This window comes from Eubacterium oxidoreducens (assembly GCF_900104415.1).
Lineage (GTDB): Bacteria > Bacillota > Clostridia > Lachnospirales > Lachnospiraceae > Eubacterium_C > Eubacterium_C oxidoreducens.
The window spans coordinates 59,080-82,893 of the sequence record NZ_FMXR01000008.1; the positions used below are offsets into that span (position 1 = coordinate 59,080).

Sequence of the window (23,814 nt, forward strand, 5' to 3'; positions counted from 1 at the left end):
AATGAAAGAAGTATTTGATGTATATGTAGGATTTTTGTTTATTATCCTTGTGTCAATCACTTCAATGTCTGTCATTACGGCAGGCGTTGAAGTCAGAGAGGCGGATGCCTATTGCTCCGCAGTCGTAGAAGAACTTGAAAATAGCGACTTTAATAAGGACGTTTTAAACGCTTGTTTGTCGCAAGCTGAGGAAAACGGATACGAAATGACAATTATTACCTCAGACAATGCAGGAAACCAAAATACATATACAAATGAAAGCGGAGCAACCTCAACGGACGGTGTTACATTTGCAGAAGTTGTATTGGAATACGATTTTTCCATTAATTTCCTAAATGCGGACAGTTCGCATACCATGAGAGGTTTTGCAAGCTAAAAGGAGGATTTTATGCATACAATTTTTGAAACCTATGGAGAAAGTTTTATTTCAGCATTTGTCGCACTTTTGATGACCATTGTAGCCTATTCCATGTTTCATGGAGTTCTTGGAACGACTATCGGAAATTTGGTTGTAAAAGCGATTTGTGCAAGTTAGGAGAAAATAGATGAAACAAATTTTTCGAGAGTACGGACTTGCCATTATTGTTGCAATCTTGTTTGTCGCAATTTTGGCAATCACAATTGGAACGGGTTATTTAAATAATATCGGAAATACAGCAGTAGAAAGTGGCGGGAAAACCGCCACAAACTACACGTCTTATCAAGATAGCGAGGCAACAAGAGTGGCTTCTTCTTTAACGAAGCCAACCATTGAAAACAACTCTCCTAGAGTGAGTAGTGGAGAGTGGAAAGTTTCTGATTTGGTTAAAAAGGTTGCGAAAATAACGGATTCAAACGGAGAAGTGGTAAGTTCTTATTCAATAAGTGTTGCTCTTTCTAAATCAGAAATATCAGCGGAAGGTCTTTATGTACTGTATATAAAAGATTCGACAGGAGAAAACTTAGTGGAAAGTGCAGATACGATTACACTAAAAAAGGGAAAGATTTATACCATAAAAATGTATTATATAGATTCCAATAACAAGTCAACAGAAACCTATTTTCGGTTTATTTCAAGCTAGGAAGGGGAAAGTATATGCGAACAGCGATTATCAGTATTGTCATTGGACTGATTGCGGCGATGACAATTATTGCGGTAGTTTTAATTGGAGGAGCGAATACAAGGGAGCAGACACTTGAAAACGATATGTCGGATGCTCTTAAAAATGTGCTTGTAGAGGTTCTTTCAGGTGAAATTGATGATGAAGAAGAAATGAAAGGTGCAATCATTGGAAACATTGTAGAAACCATTGGAGATGAAAATTCCTCACTTAATGTTAAGATTTTGGAGCTTGATATTGAAAAAGGTCTTGCTTGTGTTCAGGTAACAAAGACCTATGAGCCGAGTGCAAATGACCAAAGTGGGAATAAAGAGTCAACCGTTTCTTGCACAAGGTGCGTAATTGTAAACAGAACAAATGAAGAAGCATCGGAAACGCTTTATACAGTTGATTTTTACGCAAGTCCAAAAAGCGTAAATTCAACGATTAAATATCAATCCGTAACCGTTGAAGAAGGTACGTGTATTCCAACTTCACTTTTAAGCGGTGTTGCCGATTTTGCAGGAGTCGAAAGCGTGTCTTGGAAGTGCAGTGATGGAAATGTTTACACAACAGAAGAATTAAGCGAATTGGAAGTAGATAAAAACTTGACATTTACACTTGTCCAATAGAAAGGAAACTATATGGAAGTATTTACACCTGTTCAGTTTGTAATTGAGCTTAGTGTTTCAGAATTAAAAAAGTACTTAAAAGGAAAGGATTTGGAAGATGCTCTTAATACTCTTTGCAAGGAGAAAGACGCATTTCCCGTTTACTTAGCCGAAAGAAAATCTTTTAATAGTGCAAAAAGTGTTATCAAGAAATCAAATGTCACGTCTTTTGTCAATAATGGGGTTAAATATGTTGATTTAACCTGTAGTGCGGTAGAAGAAGGACATTATGAAGGAGTAAGCTATGTAACCGATAATTTGCACTTTTTGGGATGGGATGAAGAAGTACTTGAAAAAATTAAAGAATGTTAAAAGGAAGAGGGCAATTTAGCCCTCTTTTTTTGTGTACTTATATAGCAGTTAAGGAAAAGCCCGAAAACGTAGGGCAATAAAAAAATAGAGAGAGGAGTAGCATCTAATCTCTAGAGGAATCGGTTAAGCGTAAATCGTTCCCACCCCAAACCTCACGAAGGGCGAAAAATTGGTTAGTGAGGGAAAATCCTTTGCCGAGGCTAAGGCGAAGGTAGAAAAGGGCTAAAGAAATAAATCCTTCCATTAGGGATTGTGTTTCAAAAGCTCTTTTTTTAATTGGAACTATAAAAACAGCCTCCCGAAAAGTAGGGAGGTCTTAAGAAAGGAGGGTGTTTAATGAACGCCTTGTCTCTTTTGAAACAGGGTGCTCATTACACCCGTCTCGTCAAGGTTCAAATCTTTGACGAGTTAGCAAAAGACACTTTAGAGGCAACTCGTATCCTGTATGAGGATGCAAAGGTGTCTTTTGTCAGATGTCGTATGAGGCATAATCGCACATACTTCTATGGCAAGAAAGAAGAGGCTTTAGCCGAACTTCTTGAACTGTCAAAAGAAGTATGGTGGGATTACCACATTTACGGCAAGTGTTGTTGTGCCATCTATACGAAAGTGAATGAGAGTCTCTTCGCTAGTTGGCATACAACAAAAAAGGCAGATGAGCTGCCAAAGGAAAACGAGCTTGATTGGAAGTCGCATCGCAAGATTGACGGACTAATCATAGACCACGAACAAGCTCAGGTAGTGGGGGATGCTCTCATGTGGCTTCGTGCCAACAGTCCACTACACTACGAGCAACTATTAAAACTAGTTAAGAGCTTGTAGTCCTTTGGCTTTGCCACAAATACCATGAGATGCGGCATGGGTGTTTGTTAGATAAACCGTATCACCTTCAGGGGGAATCCTGCCACATTCCCCTAGAGGGGTAAAAAAAACTGAATATAGTAAATATAGCCCTCTTCCTAGAGGGCTTTTTTAAGGAGGAATTGCAAAAATGGCAAAAGAAAAAATCTTGGTTAAGGACGCACGGCAAGCGTCTATTGACCAAATGAGATTCGCTCATGACAACAGTTACGCTATTTGTCACGGCGGATTTCATGGCAAAAACAAAAAAGCCCAGCACAAAGCAGACAGACGGGCAAACCGCAAGGTCTGTAGGGATTGGGCTTAAACCTTAGCCCCTTTGCCCGCTGTGGCAGGGGCTATTTTTGCGTACTTATGTATTGGAGGTGATTGAAGATAGTGGGCGATTATGATAGACTTGAAGCGGTCAAGTCGATGTATCGAAAATTGGAAAAAGAAGCAATTATTAGCAATTATACATTGCCAAAGAAACCATCAAAAGATGGATATTATCGGGTAAATGTAACAGATGCTACAAAGAAAAGGACAACAATAAGTGCAAAAAGTATTGAAAAGTTAAAAGAAAAACTTTATTTGCACGAAAAAGGAATGACAAAAACATTTAAAGAGATGTTTGAGCTTTTTGAAGAAAGGAGACTTAAGTGGACCACAAATAAGGATAAAAGAGCAAGTGTGATTAACACCATTCAAAAAGAAAAAAGTGAATATAAAAGGTTCTTCTCAGGAACAGAATTTGAAAACCTTCCTATGGAAGACATCACAAAAGAGCAAATTGAGGAAATTGTATATTTGAATTTAAAAAAGCATTTATTAAGGAAGAAAGGCTTTCATTCCTTAAAAGGAATTTTGAGAATGACTTTCCGTTTTGCTTATGAAGAATATGTCGTGAGAGACAATGTTTTTGAGCGAGTTAATTTTCAAAAATTCAATAACATGATTCAAGATGAGATTCCGATTAAAGATAGGTGTCATACAGACAAAGAAATTAAACTAATTTTAGATAAAATTAAGTGGTATTACAAAAATCGTCCTTATTACGTTCCTGCTTATGCACTTGAATTTCAAATCTTGACAGGGCTTCGAAGGGGCGAAATTCCACCGCTTAGATGGAGTGACATTGATGAAACCTCGATTCATATTGCAAGAGAGCAAATTACTCTTCAAAAAGTCAAAGGAATTGTAGATAAAAGAAGATTTCAAATTGTGCCCCATACAAAGACGTATAAGGATAGAAATATTGTTCGTTTTGACGTGCTTGATGAGTTTTTAAAAAGACTAAAAGAAATGCAAAATAGGTTTTATCCAAATAGTGAATTTTTATTCCCTGATGATAGGCAGGAGATGGAAGTCATTACGAATGAAACGGTTTATAAATTATATTCTCGGATTTGTAAAAAATGTGGGATAAAAATTAGTAAAGATTTGATAAAAGGAACACATTCGTTTCGGCGAAATGCAGTTACAAGGCTTTTAAATGAAAGTGGTGGAAATACACTTCTTGCATCAAGTCAATTTGGGCATTCAGCAGTGGTCGCAATGAAACATTATTACACGGGAATGAATGAAGAAAAAGCAAGAGAGATGCTGAACAAAGCACATGAAAAAATTTAATCAAAAAGGGTAAAATTTAATCAGCAATTTGACTTTGAAAAGTGCGTAAAACCCAGTGTTTATGCGGGTTTCATAAAAAGCTGCCAACGGGAATCGAACCCGTGACCTCCGCACTACCAATGCGACGCTCTACCGACTGAGCCATGGCAGCTAGTCAAATTGCTGACTAATCAAATATACTATAAGTTATAGGCAGTGTCAATTGCTTTTTGGCAGATTCGGAAAAGAAATACAGGTGTAATTGTACGGAAAAAAAGGCAAAAGTTTACTTGAAATCAGTGTTATTTGATGTTATGCTAAAAAAGACTTAATTAATTTAAGTTATTTTCCACCCTTTTTGGGAAACAGTAGTTTTCCATAAAATTTTCCCTATATTAAGCAAGGACTCCGAGAATCGGGGTCCTTGCTTAGTTTGAGAGGAACAATTTTTTGTTGCATTTCTATTGCCGGATAGGCTATAATAGGCAAGTAATTTAAAAGTGTAAGGTAAGAAAAGGAACTGCATTCAACGGAGAAGCATTTTTCTCAGGTGAGGTGCGTTCTTTTTTTGTTTTAAGCGCTAAGGGGAATAGTAGTATTAAGATTAAGGAGAATGAAGATGAAGAAAACACCATTTGTAACTTTGGAAAAATTACAGGAAATTACGAAGCAATATCCAACACCATTTCATTTGTATGATGCAAAGGGGATTCGTAAGAATGCTCTTGCAGTGAAGGATGCCTTTTCGTGGAATAAAGGATTTCGAGAATATTTTGCCGTAAAAGCTACGCCAAATCCTTTTATTGTCAAAATGCTTCATGAGCTTGGGTGCGGTTGCGACTGCTCATCGCTTACGGAACTTATGATGTCAGATGCCGTAGGTGTTCGTGGTCATGAGATTATGTTTTCATCCAATGATACGCCGGCTGAGGAATTTGTTTTGGCAAACCAGCTTGGAGCAATCATTAATCTTGATGATTTTACGCATATAGAATTTTTGGAAAAGACTCTTGGTAAGATTCCGGAGACGATTAGTTGTCGTTTCAATCCGGGTGGAATATTTAAAAGCGCTAACGGGATTATGGATAATCCTGGAGATTCTAAGTATGGATTTACAAAAGAACAATTGCTTGAAGGTTATAAGATTTTAAAGGAAAAAGGTGCGAAGCACTTTGGAATCCATTCTTTCCTTGCAAGTAATACCGTATCCAATGATTATTATCCGACTCTTGCGAAGATTTTGTTTGAATTAGTTGTGGAAATTAAACAGGTAACCGGATGCAGCATAGAATTTATTAATTTATCCGGAGGAGTGGGAATTCCATATCAGCCGGATCAGACGCCAAATGATATTTATGAAATTGGAAAAGGTGTAAAAGAAGTATATGAAGAAGTTCTAGTTCCGGCAGGACTTGGCGATGTTGCAATCTATACGGAGATGGGACGATTCATGACAGGCCCATATGGATGCCTGGTTACAACTGCAATTCATGAAAAACATACGTATAAGGAATATATTGGCGTTGATGCATGTGCTGTGAATCTTATGAGACCGGCTATGTACGGCGCGTATCATCATATTACCGTAATGGGAAAAGAAGATGCACCATGTGATCATAAATATGACGTGACCGGATCTTTGTGTGAGAACAATGATAAGTTTGCGATTGACCGGATGTTACCTAAGATTGAGAAAGGCGATCTTTTGGTAATTCATGATACGGGAGCGCATGGATTTGCTATGGGATATAATTATAATGGAAAATTAAAATCCGCAGAAATTATGTTAAATGAAGATGGAACATTTGACTTGATTCGAAGAGCAGAGACACCAAAAGATTATTTTGCGACATTTGACTGTTTTGATATTATACAAAATATAACGAAATAAGAAAAAAATCACCTCAATATTAACAGAGGTGATTTTTTTTGGTGCATACCGTAACGATGTCTCCAAGCTCAATACGGGTGTTACCATTTGGAATGATAGATTTTCCGCGTCGCAAAACAGAGACAATTACACTTTGGTCATCTAGATTTATGTTGCGGATGAATTGGTGGTTCCACAGGTGATTTTCCGTAATCGTATTTTCATATATCGTAATACCGATATCGTCTTTGAATTCAATAGCGCCAAGAACCACACGGTCGCCGACTTTGATCAGAGTATTACCATTTGGAATAATGATATCTCCACTTCTTATGATGGTTGCAATCATGAGCTCGCTTGGGAGCGAAAGCGCATGAATCGGGCGTTCGGCCCAAGGATGCATATCCTCTATGGTTAAATGGATAAATCGTAAATCCGAGTTTTCGCTGGCCGTAGAAAGTGTTTTCATGCGTGAATATTGTTCCACAAAACCGGCGGAGATAATACCGGTTGGAATTGCAACCAGTCCTACGCCTAAGAAACTGATGATAATGGCGATAATTTTACCGGTGAGTGTGACAGGAACAATGTCTCCGTAGCCAACCGTGAAGATGGTTGACACCGTCCACCAGATTCCGGAAAAGGCATCCTTAAAAACATCGGGTTGTGCATTGTGTTCCAGTGAGTACATACATAATGAGGAAGCCAGCATCATCATTAAAATCAGGCAAACGGATGAAAACAGCTGGTTCTTTTTTTCGTTTAATACTGCAAATACAACGTTAAATGCATCATATTGAGTATTTAAACGAAATAGTCGAAAGACACGAAGAACACGAAGAACACGAAAAGCGATAAAGCCGGCCGGAAACAAGAGTGGTAAAAAATATGGAAGAATGGAAAGTAAATCAATGATTCCGTTGAAAGACAAAAGGAACTTGCATCGGCAGACAGCTTTGCTTTTGGCTTCATACAAAAAATCTGCTGTGATAATTCTGCAGATGTATTCGACTATGAAGATTGCGAGCGTGATGTATTCTATGAAATCGAGTACAGCGCAATCAGACAAAACGGTATCAAATGTGTCAAGAACCAATAGCGTAATATTGACAATAATAGCAATGATAATGATGTAGTCGCATAATCGGCTGTAAATGTCACTGCGGCTTCCAATTTGTATCAGTTCGAATAATCGTTTTCGTTTGGAATCTATCATAGTTTAACTCCTTTTGTGATAAACTGTAAAAAAATTATAACTTATTTGCGGAAAAAATGAAATAATATGTTGACTTTAGACTGTGCTATGGATATAATATTTTTGTTGCGCCGGTGTGTCGGAATTGGCAGACGAGGCAGACTCAAAATCTGTTGAGAGCAATCTCGTGCGGGTTCAAGTCCCGCCACCGGCATTTGGACAGAGGAAGTAGCCCTCTGTCCATTTTTTATGGAAAGAAGGTCTGTTTCTTAGACCGGTTTTACGATATAATACATGTAACTGAGAAATTAGTATTGTGGAGGAACACTATGAGTAAAGTAAAAGATATGTCACTAGCACCATCCGGAGCTCACAAGATTGATTGGGTAAGAAAGAATTGTCCGCTTCTTAGAAGCTTAGAGGCAGATTTTTCAAAAGATAAACCATTTGAAGGAATTCGCATTGCGCTTTCCATTCATCTGGAAGCAAAGACGGCATACCTGTGCAAGGTGCTCGCGGCAGGCGGCGCTGAGATGTATATCACAGGAAGCAATCCGCTTTCTACACAAGATGACGTTGCGGCAGCACTTGCTGCAGACGGTCTGAATGTATTTGCTTGGTACGACTGTACGGAAGAGGAGTATTTTTCATGCATCGAGGATGTGCTTTCTAACAACTGTAATATCATCATTGATGACGGTGGCGATCTGGTGCATATGCTTCATACGAAGATGAAAGACAAGATTCAGTATGTGATCGGCGGATGCGAAGAGACGACAACCGGAATTATTCGTTTGATTGCCATGGCGAAAAATGATGAGTTGTCCTTCCCGATGGTGCTGGTTAATAATGCAGATTGCAAGCATTTATTTGACAACCGTTACGGAACCGGTCAGTCGGTATTTGATGGTATTAATCGAACCACGAATCTGATTGTTGCAGGTAAATACGTTGTCGTTGCAGGATACGGCTGGTGTGGTAAAGGCGTTGCGATGCGTGCAAAAGGTCTTGGCGCGAAAGTCATTGTGACAGAGATTGATCCGATCAAAGCAATTGAAGCTGTTATGGATGGATTTGATGTGATGCCGATGAAGGAAGCGGCGAAGATTGGTGATTTCTTTGTCACGGTAACAGGATGTGCAGGTGTTATTGATGAAGAAGATTTTAAACTGATGAAGAATGGAGCAATTCTTTGTAATGCAGGTCATTTTGATGTGGAAATCGATATGAAGAGACTGCGCGAAATAGCACTTGATACGATAGAGCAAAGAAAAAATATTGTAGGATATCAAATCAGCAAAGACAATTGGATTTATGTACTTGCGGAAGGTCGTCTTGTGAATCTGGCGGCAGGAGACGGACATCCGGCTGAAATCATGGATATGAGCTTTGCAATTCAGGCATTGTCAGCAAAATACCTGGTTGAAAATAAAGGTAAGTTAACTGAGAAACTGATCAATGTGCCTCGCGAAGTAGATCTTGAGGTGGCAAACCGCAAGCTGAAATTCCTTGGTATGGAGATTGATACATTAACTCCTGAGCAGGAAAAATATCTGAATTCTTCAAGTATTGATTTGGCATAAAAAAAGAAAATGAGATCGCGATCCCGAAAGTAAGCTTTCGGGGTCGTTTTTTTGCTTATATGCAAAACGAAGCGAAAACTACTAAATCTTCGCATTTTAATTGCCGATATATACTATAAGTTGTAAAATAGTACATAAGTATAGTTTGTACGTGAAATGCCGGGGGGTAAATACCCGGTAGAGGGGTTAAATTATGAAGGTTGTAATCTTGGCGGGAGGACTTGGAACCCGTATCAGTGAAGAAAGTCATTTGAAGCCAAAGCCGATGATCGAAATCGGAGGAGCTCCTATCTTGTGGCATATTATGAAGTATTATTCGTCTTTTGGATTTGATGAATTTATTATCTGTGCCGGATATAAACAATATGTGATTAAGGAGTATTTTGCGGATTATTATCTGCACCGTTCTGATGTAACTTTTGATTTTTCCGATGATAATAAGATGATTATTCATAATAATGTAGCGGAGCCATGGAAAGTAACGATTGTGGATACCGGATATAATACCATGACCGGTGGTCGTTTAAAACGTGTAGCGAAGTATATTGGCGATGAAACTTTTATGATGACATATGGAGACGGTGTGTCGGATGTGGATCTTGATGCACTTGTTAAGTTTCATAGAGAACATAAAAAACTGGCAACCATCACAGCCATACAACCGGGCGGAAGATTCGGTGTGCTGGATTTTGGAGAACATGATCTGGTAAAGGATTTTTCAGAGAAAGGCAAAGAAGACGGGGGCTGGATCAATGCAGGGTTTATGGTGCTAGAGCCAAAAGTTCTTGATTATATTGCGGGAGATGCAACATTCTTTGAACGAGAACCGATGAATCATCTTGCTGCGGATGGACAACTAGCAGCATATCGACATGAAGGATTTTGGCAATGTATGGATACGCTTCGAGATAAAGAATTGTTAGATCTGTACCTGGCTAGAGGAACTGCGCCTTGGAAAATCTGGGAGGACGACTGATGAAGGACATGAGACTGGGAATATTTTGTGCCGGTAACCTGGGACGGGAAATCTATGATATAGCGCTTCGAATCAATGAAATCGAGCACAGATGGCAGGAGATTGTGTTTGTCGATAATGATGAGACAAAATCGGAATATTATGGGCAGAAGGTCTATCGACTGGCAGACCTAGAAGGCAGACAAGACGAGATGGAATTTGTCGTAGCCAACGGAGAACCGCAGACAAAAAAAGAAATCTATCTGCAGATTAAACAGGCAGGCTTTCATCTGACTAATCTGATTGATCCGACCGCAATTATCTCACCGACGGCAACAATCGGAGAAGGCGTCATCGTAACACCGTATTCCACGATCAATTCCAATGTCACAATTGGGGACAATGTACTGGTGCAGTCTTATGTCAGAGTTGGACATGATATTAAGGCAGAAAGTCACTGCGTGATATCTGCCAACACGGCAATAGGAGGAGCAACAATAGTAGGGGAAGGCGCCTTTATAGGAATGGGAGCCGCCATCAAAGAAGAGTTACACATCGGAGAATATGCCATTGTAGGTATGGGAGCCGTTGTATATAAAGACGTGGCCGCACATGCGGTCGTCATTGGGAATCCGGCAAGAGAGACAAAAGGAAACAGAGCCGGTAAAGTATTTCAATAACGAAGGAGATTTATTATGACAAATTTAGAAAAGTATAACGAGGCATTTATTACCAGCTTTGAGGTCGATGAAGCGCAGCTTAAAGACCTTAAGTATCAAGGCGTAGAAGAGTGGGACAGCATTGGACATATGTCTTTAATTGCGGAGATTGAAGAAGCGTTTGACATCTCTCTTGAAACGGATGATGTTATTGACTTTTCAAGCTATGAAAAAGGGATTGAGATTCTAAAAAAATACGATGTAGAAATCTAGGAGAACGATATGCTACTACAAGGGAAAAATGTATTGCTCACGGGATGCAACCGTGGAATCGGACTTGCGATATTGCAGGAGGCGGCCAAAGAAGGCGCCAATGTCTGGGCAGTTGTTCGGCATGAAAATGAGCAATTTACAAAACAGTGCGAAGAACTTGAAAGAAAATATAATATCCGGATTAAGATTCGATATTGCGACTTTATGGATGAAGAGCAGATTAATAGCTGCATGAAGGAGATTAGAAGCGAGAAGCTTCCAATCGATGTACTGATTAACAATGCCGGGATTACCTACAATGCGCTCTATCAGATGACCTCAATTGAAAAATTAAAAGAAGTGATGCAGGTTAATTATATTGCGCCGTATATGATTACGCAGTATGTCCTAAAATCGATGACCAGAGCCCGCAAGGGAAGTATAGTCAATATTGCATCTTCGACCGGGATTGACGCAGACGCCGGGCGAAGCGCATATGGAGCGAGCAAGGCGGCTGTGATTAGTAGTACGAAGATACTTGCAGCAGAAGTAGGAAAAGCCGGGATTCGGGTCAATGCTATTGCACCTGGAATGACAAAAACACAGATGGTATTGGGAAACACGCCGGAGCAGGCAATTGAACAGACAAAAGAAAAGACGATGTTAAAGCGTCTTGCAGAGCCGGAAGAAATTGCACATATGGCAGTCTTTCTGGCATCGGACAGGGCATCATTTGTAACAGGACAAGTGATTCGCGTAGATGGAGGACTTGGTCAATAGATGAATGATTTAACACAAGTTGCAAAAAGAATGCGACTGAATATTTTAAAGATGGCTTATGAGTGTGGGACAAACGCACATCTTGGAGGTGCACTTTCCATTACAGATATCTTAGCAGTTCTGTATGGAAAGCAACTTAAAAATCTGGGAAATCAGTTTCCTTATGATGAGCAGGATAAATTTATCTTAAGTAAGGGGCACGCAGTACTCGCTTTATATGCAGCGCTGAAAGAAGCCGGTATTATGACGCAGGAGGACTTGGATTCCTTTCAGGCAGACGGAAGTGCGCTGGTGGCACATCCGGTTATGAATCTTTCGCTGGGGATTGAATCGTCAAATGGAAGCCTTGGACAAGGCATTTCTATGGCGGTCGGACTTGCACTTGCCGCAAAGAAAAAGAAGAAACCATATCATACCTATGTATTGATTGGAAATGGAGAAAGTAATGAGGGGATTGTCTGGGAGGCACTTATTAGTGCGGTGCATTTTGGCCTCGACAATCTTACGATTATCCTGGACGATAACAAGATTCAAAGCGACGGACCAAGCAGTGAGATTATGGCAATTCCCAATTATAGTGAAAGGCTAAAAGCATTTGGGTTTCAGGTGATTGAAATTGACGGCAATCAGGTAGAAGAAGTGGTAGCTGCACTAGAAACACCGATGCAGGAAAGCAAGCCAAAATGTATTGTAGCCAATACGATAAAGGGAAAAGGTGTATCGTTTATGGAACAGGATAATACCTGGCATCATAACAGGTTGACGCAAAAGCAGTATGAAGCTGCAATTGAAGAGATTCAAGGATAAGCATATGGAAATAAAAAAATCAGAAATTAAAGCCTGGGGAAGACTGGGAACAAGAGCAACATTTGGACTGGCAATCTTAAAACTCGCTGAAGAAAATCAGGATTTTTACGTAGTCAGCGCCGATCTTGCGAAGTCTTCAGGACTTGACAGATTCACAAATAAATATCCGGATATGATGATTAATGCAGGCATTGCAGAGCAAAATATGATTGGTATGGCAGCAGGACTTGCCAAGGATGGAACACCGGTATTTGCAACTTCATTTGCCCCATTTATTTCTATGCGTGCAAGTGAGCAGATTCGCATGAATATGGGATATATGGGACTTAATATTAAGGCTGTTGGATTGGGAAGCGGTCTTGCAATGACAACGCTTGGGGCTTCTCACTACGGGCTTGAAGATGTTAGCGTGATGCGAACGATTCCGGGGATGACCATTTTGTCGCCGGCAGATACCTTAGAGACGGCAAAATGCGTGGAAGCTGCAAAAAATCATAAGGGACCGGTGTACATTAGACTAACGGGTAGTCCGGAAAACAAGCCTGTTTATACAGAAGATTATGAGTATGAAATTGGAAAATCCATCGTTCTAAGGCCGGGGGATGACATCGTCATTGTGGCTGCAGGAACTATGGTTTTCTTTGCGTTACAAACAGCCGGGCTTCTTGCTGAAAAAGGCATAGAAGCAAAGGTAATCAATATGCATACCATAAAACCGCTCGATGAGAAGATGCTTGATGATATCGCAGATGCAAAATTGCTGGTCACCATGGAAGAACATACTACGATTGGCGGTATGGGAAGCGCGGTAGCAGAGTATTATGCGGGTAAAGAGGTGAGGCCAAAACATCTGTTATTAGGAATCCCGGATGTGTATCCGCATGCCGGAAGCTACCATTATCTGCTTGAGCAGTGCGGCCTCATGCCGGAGCAGATGGCGGAAAAAATTATACAGAATATGGGATGAAGTACGATATGAGTAAACGAATCTATCTATCACAACCACAGCAGACAGGCGGAGAAATGGAATATGTGAAAAAAGCATTTTCTACAAATAACCTGACGCTGTTTGGCGATAATATTACCGAATTTGAACACAGGATGGCGCAGTATTATAACGTGCCAAAGACATTGGCGGTAGCAAGCGGAACGGCAGCACTTCATATGGGACTTAGAGCACTTGGTGTAGGTAAGGGAGACTATGTATTTGCTCAGTCTTTTACCTTTATCGCAAGTACGAATCCGATACTGTATCTGGGGGCAACGCCAATCTTTATCGACAGCGACGAAGATAACTGGAATATGTCGCCGGAGGCGTTAAAGAAGGCATTTGAATGGGCAAAGAAAGAACATAAGATGCCAAAAGCAGTTGTGATTGTAGACCTCTATGGTCTTCCGGCTGCGTACGATGAACTGATACCAATCTGCAAGGAATATAACGTGCCGATTCTAGAGGATGCAGCAGAGGCACTTGGCTCTATGTATGACGGAGTCAAATGCGGACTTTTTGGAGACTGCGCCGGTATCTCATTTAACAGTAATAAGATTATTACGACCGGTGGCGGAGGACTTGCTTTGGCTAAGGAAGAAGCGATAATTGACAAGATGCGTTACTGGTCGCAGCAGGCAAGAGAGCCGCTTCCGTATTATGAGCATTATGAATCGGGCTATCAATATCGCATGTCGAATATACTTGCCGGAATCGGCTGTGCGCAGGTGCCTCAGATAGATGCCTATGCAAGGCGAAGAAAAGAAATCTTTGAATATTATAAGGCGAGGTTGTCAGATCTTCCCGTTTCCTTTATGCCATCAAGTAAAAAGGCGCAGCCGAATTACTGGCTTAGCGTGGTGCAGTTAGAAGAAAAAGAAGATGTACTGCCTTTGATTGCGTATCTCGAAGAAGACCTTATTGAGACAAGAATGGCATGGAAACCGATGCATCTGCAGCCAATCTTTCAGGACGCTGTATATATTACGGCGAAGGAAGGAACAGATGTGTCTCAAAAATTATTTTTACATGGTCTTTGTCTTCCGTCAGCATCTGTTATGACAAGGGAAGAACAAGACCGCGTGATTAAAAGGATTAGGGAATATTATGAAAATAAATAAGCCACTTGTCAGTATCTGTATTCCGAATTATAACTACGAATCCACGATAGCGGCAAGTATTGAGTCAGCACTGAATCAGACCTATGAGAATATTGAAATTATTGTACTTGATAATCACTCTACAGACCGGTCTTATGAAATTGCAAAAAAATACCGGAAAAGAGGGGTGCGGGTATACCGAAACAGAAAAAATCTTGGGGCAGCGTCTCATAATAGATTAATACTAATGGCGCGCGGAACCTATATTCAGATTCTTCATTCGGATGATATCTTAGAACCGACTTATATAGAAGAATGCGTCAAAGTGATGGAAGAACATGAGAATGTTGCAGTGGTCTGTACGGAGAGACAGGAGATTGATGCTCAGGGGAATGAGATTAAGATGCCGCCGCCATTTTACAACTGTAGCTGCATCATACCAAAAGAACGGCAACAGGCTGTGATGATTATGGCATCTTATTTTGTACCATCGCAGACATTTATCCGTATGAGCACATTGGAACAAACCGGGTTATATGAGATTGATGTTACCTACTTTATGGACTGGTGGCTCCTTTATAAATGCTGCAGAGTCGGTGATCTTGCAGTGATTAATAAGCCGCTGATGAGATATCGTATTTGGTCATCGAGTGATTCGTCTTATATGACACTTCATATGATTATGCCGATGGCCGGATTTTTGAACCGGATGTGCATATTAAAACAGGGAATTGAAGATGAAAATTCGTATGTGACAGAGCGGGAAGATATGTTTGTGTATAAGCATGCAGATTTGACAGTAAAATGGGGAATTACCGTAATTCGTGGGGGACATCTGGATGTTGGAAGAAAATATCTGTATCTGGCAGAAGCATTTGATGAAAACATCGTTAACAGTCCTTTGTATCAGGCCGTGGATGAATTCTTAAACGGGGAGCATCCTGTAGGAGAAAAAATAGATGATTTCTTAAAAGAGCGAAATCTGGTGGGAGTAAGAAACCGGTCCTATGATCCGCCGGAAGGCTCAATCGTATTAGACATATAGGAGAGATAAGATTATGTTTACAAGAGAGACATATGCGGCAGAGTATGTAGAAGAGTATGTTAGAGCACATAAAGAACTATTTACAAAGCATGAAAAATTATATATTTATACCGTTTGTGAGCAGGCAGTGAATCTATATGAGATCTTACAGACAATGCAGGTGCAGGTGACGGCATTTATTGATCAGGGTAAAAGCTTTCTTGGAAAACAAATCTATGGCACACCGGTTGTAACGATAGATGAGGTTAAGGGAGACTATTACATCATCATTTCTTCTGCAACGCAGGCACTTCATGATCAAAGAGTGCTTGAGACAAAAGGAATTGATAAGGATCGGACTTATACGCTTTTTGAAAAAGTGACGAGATATTATAGTCTTAAGAATCTGGAAATTGATAAGAAACGCTATGAAGGTATTACAAAAGAGCAAAACGATGCATTGTCCAAAAAGGAATTGGATCATAAAGAGATTGAGATTCATGCGATTCCGACTCAGATGATTATGGATCTGACACCGAGATGTAATCTTAACTGTCGTCATTGCGAAGCGCATCATAATAAAGAAATCTCCAAGATTCGTAATCTGGAAGAAGATTACACGCCGGTAGAGCGCTATCAGTACCTTCTCGATTATGCAGATTTTATCTATCTAAATATAAGCGGGGAACCTCTGATGAGTCCGCGTTTTTGGGATGTGCTGGATTATGTGGATGCTTCTGATAACAAGCCGGAACTGTTTACCGTTACGAATGGAATTTTATTAGATGAAAAGGCCGCAGATCGCATTGTTCATTCAAAATTCGAAAGAATCTATATCTCGATGGATGGTACTAGTGATTTGACTTATAAGAGACTTCGCGGCGGAGATTTTGGAGTCTGGAAGAAGAATGTGAAGTATCTTGCGGACAAGAGAACGGCGGAAGGAAAGAAACTTGAGATTCATCTGCATCATACGGTGAGCCGGGAATCACTGGAGGAAACAATGCTTGCAGTACAGCTGGCGGAAGAACTTGGCGTGGATAGAATTGTGGTTCGCCCGCTCTATGAAGAGATTGCCGGGATGGAAACCTGGCGCGTTCCGATGGATGAAGATAGAGAATATTTCTATCCGCAGCAGATGACAACTTATTATCCGCATCTGACCAAACGAATTATGGATGAGGTGCGTGAGTTTGGCAAGACAAGTCGCGTAACGGTGGATGTGTCGGACCGATTTGATGCGAATCTGGATATGAGTGTTGAAGACATCCCTTATCCGATATCGGTTGAAGAGTTTAATGAGTACCGAAGTAAATGGCCAAAGCCAAAGAACGTAATCCAGGAAGTACCGCAACATGCGAAGGATTATGCGTTGTGTAAGTACCCTTGGAATCTTATGATGTTTTTCGTAAATGGTACCATCATGCACTGCAATCGTATGGTGCAGATGGAAGGAAATATCAATTTCTCTCCGTTATATGAACTAAATAATACACCGGTAGCGCAAAACATCAGAAGAGGTTTAAGAGACGATCATCTCGATTGGAGCTGTTATCACTGCTCCGGCTGTGTGCGTTCGGATTATGAAAAGCATTTGCCAAGAGCGCCGTATTATCTAAAACGTGGAGAAGCAATCGTATTTGACTTAGATGATACAAGAGTATTGCGAGAACTTGAATACAGCGGAATCAGCCGTATTCAAAGAGACGGAGCATGGAACAATCTTCGAACTTCTAAGATATCGTTTTATCTTAGCGAAAAAGGAGATTATGAAATGATGCTCGAAGCAGAAGCATTTGTGATACCGGGAATTGTAAACGAGCAAAATGTACAGGTGAAAGTAAATGGACATGAAGTCTGTATGCTTCACTATGATTCTGACAAGGTGACGCAGCATTCATTTGCCATTAAAAAAGAATGGCTCGGTCAAGATGATCTGGTAACGCTTGAACTAGAGTATCCGGATGCGGTGTCTCCTTTGAAACTTGGTTTTGGAAGAGATGACAGGCAGCGTGCGATTTTTATAAAAAAGATGGAGATTAGATAAGTGGAAGAACATAGCTTGTATAAGAAAGCAAAAGAATTATATAAGGCAAAAAAGTATGATAAGGCGCTTTTGATGGTTAATCAGTTAATTGAGGAGTCATCACCGGAACTTGCCTATCAGGTTCTAAAGGGGCAGTGCGAGTTGGAACTTGGAACGATGAAAACAAGTCCGATTCTATGGTCGTCCATGGATTATAAGAATCCGACACAGACGGACTTTGAAGCGTTGGAACTTACAAGACAATATCTGCTTTCTTGTGGGGTGACAGATCAGGCAAAACGTTTCGCCAATATTGCACGATATGCCCGAGGAGAAAACGAAGATGATGAGGAGGAATCAACTTGGATTGCGGAGTTTGATCCGGACAAAATCGAGCATTATGGAGAAATATCAAAAAAATACTTTTGGCAAAACGATGTTGTGCTTGCCACAGGATATGAATTGATTGGGTTGATTCGGCAAGGACGTAAGCCTAATAGCAATGCAATACTGCGTAATACGGACAATATGTATCAGTTTATGACAATGTATGATACTTTTGCTGTTGTGCTGGATGAGAAGGAGCACTGTGACCGATACATGGCATTTGCCATGACACTGGCTGCATTTGGAAAAAGGGTAATTTTTGTGACACTTCCGGTGGAAGTGGAGATAACTGAGCGTCCAAAAGACTTAGAGAATTATATACAGTTAAGTCTTGAGAATATGGAAATTGTAGACGGGGTAGAAGTCTATGTACCACTTCATCTGATATTAGAAGGTGAATTTTATGAATCTACAACACTGGCATTGGTGGACTATTTATCAAAGCAAACGTCCAAGACATCACTACCATTATTTGCTGATCTAAAAGCATTATCAAGAATGCGCTCAAACTATGTTTCAAGAAAAATTCTTCACTATGTGTGCAGAAATACGGCAATTAAGAATGCACAAAGTGATACCTGTTTTGCTTACGTCAATGGATATGGAATCTATGAATCTATCTTGTTTGGAACGGATTTTGATAAAGCGTTGTATCGGGAGGCAAAGCATGCACTCAGCATTGTGCTACCTGTCAGAAATAATGCCGAGACTATTGGCGCTACGCTAAAAACATGCTTAGAACAAGATTATACGGATTACGAAATTCTGATTTCCGACAATTCGGATAATGATCGCTATGAAATCTATGACTTAGTAAAGCAGATGGATTCTGAGAAGATTCGTTATATCAGAACGCCGAGAGTGCTTCCGATTACCAAGAGCTTTGAGTATGCCTATCTGAATGCACTTGGAGATTTTATTATGCCGATTGGTGCGGATGATGGAATCAACATCAACGCACTTAGCCGATTTATGCAGATTAAAGGGCTGATAGAAAGAGAAACAAAAAAGAAAACGAATATCCTGTCCTGGGACCGTATTCATTATTGTTGGCCGAGTATGACGGCTTCCGGTCAGCAAGACCAGCTGATTATTCCGAAGCCATATCGTCTTGATGGAGAGTTGTATCAGGAAAAAACACAAAGAGATATGCTGGATTTGATTCTTTGTTATCCAAAGACCATCTATTCTCTTCCGGTCAGTTATATTAATTCCGGTATGAGCCGGAGGTATATGCAGGAGATTTATGAGAAGACAGATGCACTTATTGATGGACATTCTCAGGATTTATATACCGGTGTGTTAAATGTAGCATTAAATGAATCTTACTATCATATCAATCTGCCGATTACGATTGCGGCATTAAGCGGACATAGTTCCGGAGCAGCATCTATTGCAGGAGCCGTGAAACGGGAAATTGCTTTGGCACAGGGAAGAGAAGAACAACTGACGAATATTTCATTTCCGACGCAGCGAGATATTGAAGATATTTTGTATCCATCCGATGGTGATGTTGCCAATATGGTATGTCAGGTGCTAAGACTGATTGACATGGAAGTGTTGTCGGTATCCACGCTAAAGAGAATTCCATGGGAGATTATAGGAAAGGCCATTCTAGGGCAGGTGCAATATAAGGATGTAAATAAAACCAAGGTGATTCATCAGCTGCTTGACAGTATTAGGGTATTTTCATCTGAGGCAGCCGATATACTTCAAAAGGAAGTCACAATGAATACGAGAAGTGTTGCACATTATGAGGTCGTAGACGGCAAATTCTATTATCAGGGCTTTCAAAAGAATGGCGGGATTGCGATGGATGCGTCTGAGTTCGCGGTAAAGGATGTCTATGATGCGGCAAAACTGGTGCAGCGTCTTACGCATCTGTTTTAGGATAGGAATTTTATATTTGAATGGTAATCAATATGAAACGTGAAATTGGAATTGTAACTTGTGCATTCAATATAGAAGACGCACAAAAAATGATGAAAGCAATAAAAGAAAGCGAGCCGCCTAAGGGAACGGAAATGGTAATCGTTTATCCACAAAATAATAAACCGCTTGGAAGATGGCTTCGCGCACAAGATATAAAAGGGTGCAAGGTGCGGGTTATGGAAAGAAAGTTGAGTGTTCGCTCTAAATATGTATCATTTATTCGACGGATGAAAGGGCAGAGGTTTCTGCGTCCGTTTGACCTAAGCATTGCGCAAGGTGGCATAAAGAGAAAAGAAATCTATTTAAGTTATGCTTCCAAAAAATGTCGTGCAAAGTGGATATTATATCTGTATCCCGATATGCGTCTGAAAAAAGAATTTTGGACACAGATAAATAAGTACAAGGAACAACTTAATAAAAACGGAGTTATTATCCTTGATTATTCGAAAAAGAATGAAATGAAAGCATGCTGGAATAAGAAAGGGCATCAATTAGAGCAAATGGTCATGGCGATGAATGGAATGCAATATGCTGTATTGTGGAGGAAAAAAAGGTATCGTGAAACAAAACGTTGTTTAAAGTTTACATCCACAAATGCTTCCTACAATATGGAGTTTGCTATCTATACGAGAGCTTTGGAGGATAACTACGGAATTCTATTCGGACCTATAATTGGATATGATCAAAAGACATTTGATGGGGATATTTCGAATATGTTTAAACCGATTGAAAGAATTGCTTTTTTGAAGGGGATGTTTCGCTTTTATCATACAGTAAATAATAAAACAAAGGTTGATTATTCCCCGTATATATCTATGGGGCATAAACCGGAAGAGTTATTCGTGCAGGAATTAAACATAATTGCAGATAATTTTGAAAATGCCGGAGATGACTATACCGCAAAAAGATATCGAAATTTAATACAATCTATTTAAAGGAGTTGTTACGTGGATTTACACAATAGACGAGTGATTGAAAAAATGCGTTCATATAATGCATATATAACAAAGGAAGGCGGAACCGGAATAAAACCGCGAGGTTTAATTATCAATTACAGTAATGCCTGTAATTTTAACTGTCAGCAGTGCTTTACCGAGTCACCGACCAAGCCGCTTAAGGGAAGTCTGACGCTCGTGGAGATGAAAAAACTAGCAGATGAAGCAGATGCACTTGGTATGTATGAAATTCTGATAGAAGGAGGCGAGCCACTTGTTAGCAAGGAAATCTATGATTTGATTCAGACTTTTGGTAGTGACAGATTCTATCTGGAAATGACGACAAACGGATATCTGCTCACACCGCAGGTGGCGAAGAAACTAAAAGAAGCAGGACTATCCAGGGTTTCGATTAGTATCGATAGTATGGATCCTAAGGTACACGACGAATATCGCGGGACGCCGGGGGCTTATGAGCATGCCATAAAAGCAATGGAATATGCGAAAGAAGCCGGCATGCAGGTGTCTGTCAATTTTCTGGTGGGACATTATAATATTCATTCCGGTGAGATTGAACAGGTCTGTGAGTTTTGTCAAAGCAGGGGATACCATATCGGACTTCAGACTGCTACGCCGACAGGCAACTGGCAGGGAAAGTTTGAGATTATGACAACGCCTGAAGATGCAGCGTATCTGGAAGAAATACGTCATAAGTATAAGCATGTATGGAGAGATATCTGGCCACCGCTTCCGAATAAAAAGGTTGCCGTAAGTGGCTGCGTGGCGGTCAATCGTCCGTATATTAATCCGTATGGAGATGTGCTTCCTTGTTCTTACATGCATATGAAGCTTGGCAATATCAAGGAGCAGAGTTTAAAAGAGATTCTAGATATTGGATTTTCTTATGAATGCTTTCGAAATTCTCATAAGAAATGTTATGCCGCGGAAGATCCGGAGTTTATGAAACAGTATTGTATGCACAAGATGTCGATATTAGAACCAATCGATATTAAAAAAGTGATGTAGTGAGGAACGGTTATGGAAAATGTAGAATTATTTTATCAGGCAATGGATGATGGTTTGTTAACGAAAGATGAATTGCAATCTGAGATGAGTCGTTATGACAGGGCTTTTTTATCAGGTATGTTAAAATTAAAAAAACCAAAGAAAATATTGGAAATTGGAATATCCGGAGGTGCAACAACTTCTCTGATACTTCATTGTCTGGATGTGTTAGGAATTCATCCGCAAGTGTATTCGGTAGATATTACCAAACAATGGTATGTAGATCCGTCTAAAGTAAGTGGACATATTGCAAAAGAGCGTAGCGAAGCATATGGGGATGCTCATCAGTTTATGTTGGGGCATAGCATTGCGTATTTTATTGATGAAATTGGAGATGAAATTGATTTTGTCATCATCGATACCATGCATTCGCTTCCGGGTGAATTATTAGATTATATTTCGGTTAAGAAACATCTGGCAAAGGATGCGACGATTGTTTTTCATGATGTTTCGCAGAATTTACTGGGGATTAATTCAACATATGGCCTTCCGTTTGAATATGCTTCATTAGTGACGCTTTGTGCAATTTCCGGAAAGAAATATATCGGAGATGATGATTCGAATATTGAAAATCTTGCCAATATCGGTGCTGTTGCTGTAGACGGTGATTTTGATGGGGATGTTGACAATTTGTTCCAGGCATTATTTGTGAACTGGAATTATATTCCGGATGAACTGTCGCTGGAGGAATATCGGGTAAGAATAGAAAAGGATTATGGACCAGAGTACCTTGCCCTGTTTGAGAAAGCTTTGGCAGGAAATCGCTTTGCGTTGTATAGAAGAAAGGGCGCCGGATGTACTAGGGCTTCTATAATAAAGCAGCTTGAAGAGAAGGTTGCAAAGGCGAAGGAAGTATATATCTACGGAAATGGGAAACTTGCTAATCAGGTAGAACGATATCTAAATAAATGCTATCGGATACAGCCTAAAAGAGTAGTCACGAAAGAAGAGGAAACAATTCCTTCGGTTCATACATTAAAAGGGAAAAAAGAGGATGTTTTAATTGTATTGGGAATAGGAACGCAGCATCACTATCAGGTGCTTACATTACTCCATCAGCTTGGCCTTGAAAAAAATGTTTTTCCATATAATGGAACAGGATTTTATGAATTTCTGGAAATCATGGATGAAGAACTGCTGGAAGGTAATGATTTTATTAACGGTAATTTTTATGAGCAATCAATACATACCGCAAGATTTTTATAAGGAGAATCAAAATGGAAGAATATAATACACTGTATGACCTTAATGCAATTGACATACAGACATATCAAAAAAACCGTTATCCAATGCTGTTTATTGATTATGTAACGGAAGCAAAGCCGGGGCAATATGCCAAGGGCTTTAAGAATTTTTCGTATAATGAGTGGTATTTTCCGGTTCACTTTGATGATGAACCGAATGTGCCTGCATTTGTACAGATAGAAGGACTTACGCAAATGTTTCTTATGACATTTCTTACCATTCCGGAATATAAAGGAATGAAGACCGGATTCGTATCCATTGATGGAGCAAAGTTTAAAAGAAAGATTGAACCGGGAGAGCGGCTTGATATTGAAGCAACGCTTGATTCCTTTAAAAGAGGCGTTGCAAAGGGACACGTAGAAAGTTATGTAAATGGAGAAGTTGCCTGCACGATTAAGCTGACAATTACGATACCGGATGTATTAAAAAAGTATCGACCTGCATAAGTTGATTAGGCGAGCGAGTCTTGACTTTCTCTGAATGATATTAGGATAGAGG

25 protein-coding genes and 2 tRNA genes are annotated in these 23,814 nt (G+C 40.0%); 25 read left to right on the forward strand and 2 right to left on the reverse strand.

Annotated elements, in window-relative coordinates; genetic code table 11:
- Position 1: 1 nt before the first annotated feature.
- The 8 genes from BLS20_RS05655 (at position 2) to BLS20_RS05680 (ending at position 4,534) form a co-directional block, all read left to right on the forward strand.
- Complete coding sequence (locus tag BLS20_RS05655) at positions 2 to 376, forward strand: hypothetical protein (RefSeq protein ID WP_090173146.1); 375 nt, start codon at positions 2 to 4, stop codon at positions 374 to 376.
- A gap of 12 nt (positions 377 to 388) precedes the next feature.
- The gene (locus BLS20_RS13720; protein WP_176762306.1) at positions 389 to 535 is read left to right on the forward strand and encodes a hypothetical protein; all 147 of its coding nucleotides are present in this window, start codon (positions 389 to 391) and stop codon (positions 533 to 535) included.
- Positions 536 to 545: 10 nt separating this feature from the next.
- On the forward strand, positions 546 to 1,061 hold the full coding sequence (locus tag BLS20_RS05660; RefSeq protein ID WP_090173148.1) for a hypothetical protein: 516 nt from the start codon (positions 546 to 548) through the stop codon (positions 1,059 to 1,061).
- Between the two features lie 14 nt (positions 1,062 to 1,075).
- Positions 1,076 to 1,711 carry a hypothetical protein gene (locus tag BLS20_RS05665; protein ID WP_090173150.1) on the forward strand — a complete coding sequence of 212 codons (636 nt, stop codon included), beginning with the start codon at positions 1,076 to 1,078 and terminating at the stop codon, positions 1,709 to 1,711.
- Between the two features lie 12 nt (positions 1,712 to 1,723).
- On the forward strand, positions 1,724 to 2,062 hold the full coding sequence (locus BLS20_RS05670) for a hypothetical protein (RefSeq protein ID WP_090173152.1): 339 nt from the start codon (positions 1,724 to 1,726) through the stop codon (positions 2,060 to 2,062).
- A 336-nt stretch (positions 2,063 to 2,398) separates the two neighbouring features.
- Positions 2,399 to 2,884 (forward strand): hypothetical protein, encoded by a 486-nt coding sequence (locus BLS20_RS05675; RefSeq protein ID WP_090173154.1) that lies wholly within the window; start codon positions 2,399 to 2,401, stop codon positions 2,882 to 2,884.
- Between the two features lie 169 nt (positions 2,885 to 3,053).
- Positions 3,054 to 3,230, forward strand: coding sequence for a hypothetical protein (locus BLS20_RS13725; protein WP_176762307.1), 177 nt, complete (start codon positions 3,054 to 3,056; stop codon positions 3,228 to 3,230).
- Positions 3,231 to 3,301: 71 nt separating this feature from the next.
- Positions 3,302 to 4,534 carry a tyrosine-type recombinase/integrase gene (locus tag BLS20_RS05680; protein ID WP_090173156.1) on the forward strand — a complete coding sequence of 411 codons (1,233 nt, stop codon included), beginning with the start codon at positions 3,302 to 3,304 and terminating at the stop codon, positions 4,532 to 4,534.
- A gap of 78 nt (positions 4,535 to 4,612) precedes the next feature.
- On the opposite strand, the gene BLS20_RS05685 is transcribed toward BLS20_RS05680, so the two are convergent.
- Positions 4,613 to 4,685, reverse strand: a tRNA-Thr gene (locus BLS20_RS05685).
- Positions 4,686 to 5,132: 447 nt separating this feature from the next.
- Between BLS20_RS05685 and BLS20_RS05690 the strand changes: the two genes are divergently transcribed.
- Complete coding sequence (locus BLS20_RS05690; RefSeq protein ID WP_090173158.1) at positions 5,133 to 6,404, forward strand: diaminopimelate decarboxylase; 1,272 nt, start codon at positions 5,133 to 5,135, stop codon at positions 6,402 to 6,404.
- A gap of 19 nt (positions 6,405 to 6,423) precedes the next feature.
- Here BLS20_RS05690 and BLS20_RS05695 read toward each other — a convergent pair whose 3' ends face one another.
- Positions 6,424 to 7,599, reverse strand: coding sequence for an ion transporter (locus BLS20_RS05695; protein ID WP_090173160.1), 1,176 nt, complete (start codon positions 7,597 to 7,599; stop codon positions 6,424 to 6,426).
- A 109-nt stretch (positions 7,600 to 7,708) separates the two neighbouring features.
- On the opposite strand from BLS20_RS05695, the gene BLS20_RS05700 reads away from it, so the two are divergent.
- From BLS20_RS05700 to BLS20_RS05775, 16 genes are all read left to right on the forward strand, one after another.
- Positions 7,709 to 7,792: transfer RNA gene (locus BLS20_RS05700), tRNA-Leu, on the forward strand.
- Positions 7,793 to 7,907: 115 nt separating this feature from the next.
- Positions 7,908 to 9,161 carry an adenosylhomocysteinase gene (locus BLS20_RS05705; protein WP_090173161.1) on the forward strand — a complete coding sequence of 418 codons (1,254 nt, stop codon included), beginning with the start codon at positions 7,908 to 7,910 and terminating at the stop codon, positions 9,159 to 9,161.
- Positions 9,162 to 9,354: 193 nt separating this feature from the next.
- A complete protein-coding gene (gene rfbF, locus BLS20_RS05710) occupies positions 9,355 to 10,137 on the forward strand; it encodes a glucose-1-phosphate cytidylyltransferase (RefSeq protein ID WP_090173163.1) in 783 nt (260 codons plus the stop codon).
- The gene (locus BLS20_RS05715) at positions 10,137 to 10,796 is read left to right on the forward strand and encodes an acetyltransferase (RefSeq protein WP_090173165.1); all 660 of its coding nucleotides are present in this window, start codon (positions 10,137 to 10,139) and stop codon (positions 10,794 to 10,796) included. Before rfbF ends, BLS20_RS05715 begins: the two co-directional genes overlap by 1 nt.
- Before the next feature lie 15 nt (positions 10,797 to 10,811).
- Positions 10,812 to 11,048 carry an acyl carrier protein gene (locus BLS20_RS05720; RefSeq protein WP_090173167.1) on the forward strand — a complete coding sequence of 79 codons (237 nt, stop codon included), beginning with the start codon at positions 10,812 to 10,814 and terminating at the stop codon, positions 11,046 to 11,048.
- 9 nt (positions 11,049 to 11,057) lie between these two features.
- Positions 11,058 to 11,807, forward strand: coding sequence for an SDR family NAD(P)-dependent oxidoreductase (locus BLS20_RS05725; RefSeq protein ID WP_090173169.1), 750 nt, complete (start codon positions 11,058 to 11,060; stop codon positions 11,805 to 11,807).
- Positions 11,808 to 12,614 carry a transketolase gene (locus BLS20_RS05730; RefSeq protein WP_090173171.1) on the forward strand — a complete coding sequence of 269 codons (807 nt, stop codon included), beginning with the start codon at positions 11,808 to 11,810 and terminating at the stop codon, positions 12,612 to 12,614.
- Entirely contained in the window at positions 12,583 to 13,581 is a 999-nt protein-coding gene (locus BLS20_RS05735) for a transketolase family protein (RefSeq protein ID WP_207645151.1), read from the forward strand. Before BLS20_RS05730 ends, BLS20_RS05735 begins: the two co-directional genes overlap by 32 nt.
- Positions 13,582 to 13,589: 8 nt before the next feature.
- Positions 13,590 to 14,723 (forward strand): DegT/DnrJ/EryC1/StrS family aminotransferase, encoded by a 1,134-nt coding sequence (locus tag BLS20_RS05740; RefSeq protein WP_090173175.1) that lies wholly within the window; start codon positions 13,590 to 13,592, stop codon positions 14,721 to 14,723.
- Entirely contained in the window at positions 14,710 to 15,747 is a 1,038-nt protein-coding gene (locus tag BLS20_RS05745) for a glycosyltransferase family 2 protein (protein ID WP_090173177.1), read from the forward strand. Before BLS20_RS05740 ends, BLS20_RS05745 begins: the two co-directional genes overlap by 14 nt.
- A 13-nt stretch (positions 15,748 to 15,760) precedes the next feature.
- Complete coding sequence (locus tag BLS20_RS05750) at positions 15,761 to 17,773, forward strand: radical SAM protein (RefSeq protein WP_090173179.1); 2,013 nt, start codon at positions 15,761 to 15,763, stop codon at positions 17,771 to 17,773.
- Positions 17,774 to 20,029, forward strand: coding sequence for a glycosyltransferase family 2 protein (locus BLS20_RS05755; protein ID WP_090173181.1), 2,256 nt, complete (start codon positions 17,774 to 17,776; stop codon positions 20,027 to 20,029). It begins immediately after the preceding gene.
- Between the two features lie 32 nt (positions 20,030 to 20,061).
- Entirely contained in the window at positions 20,062 to 21,006 is a 945-nt protein-coding gene (locus tag BLS20_RS05760) for a hypothetical protein (RefSeq protein ID WP_143010232.1), read from the forward strand.
- A gap of 12 nt (positions 21,007 to 21,018) precedes the next feature.
- Positions 21,019 to 22,032: a radical SAM/SPASM domain-containing protein gene (locus BLS20_RS05765; RefSeq protein WP_090173185.1), complete on the forward strand. Its 1,014-nt coding sequence runs from the start codon at positions 21,019 to 21,021 to the stop codon at positions 22,030 to 22,032.
- Positions 22,033 to 22,044: 12 nt separating this feature from the next.
- Complete coding sequence (locus BLS20_RS05770; RefSeq protein ID WP_090173187.1) at positions 22,045 to 23,277, forward strand: class I SAM-dependent methyltransferase; 1,233 nt, start codon at positions 22,045 to 22,047, stop codon at positions 23,275 to 23,277.
- 11 nt (positions 23,278 to 23,288) lie between these two features.
- Positions 23,289 to 23,762, forward strand: coding sequence for a 3-hydroxyacyl-ACP dehydratase FabZ family protein (locus BLS20_RS05775; RefSeq protein ID WP_090173189.1), 474 nt, complete (start codon positions 23,289 to 23,291; stop codon positions 23,760 to 23,762).
- Positions 23,763 to 23,814: the final 52 nt, after the last annotated feature.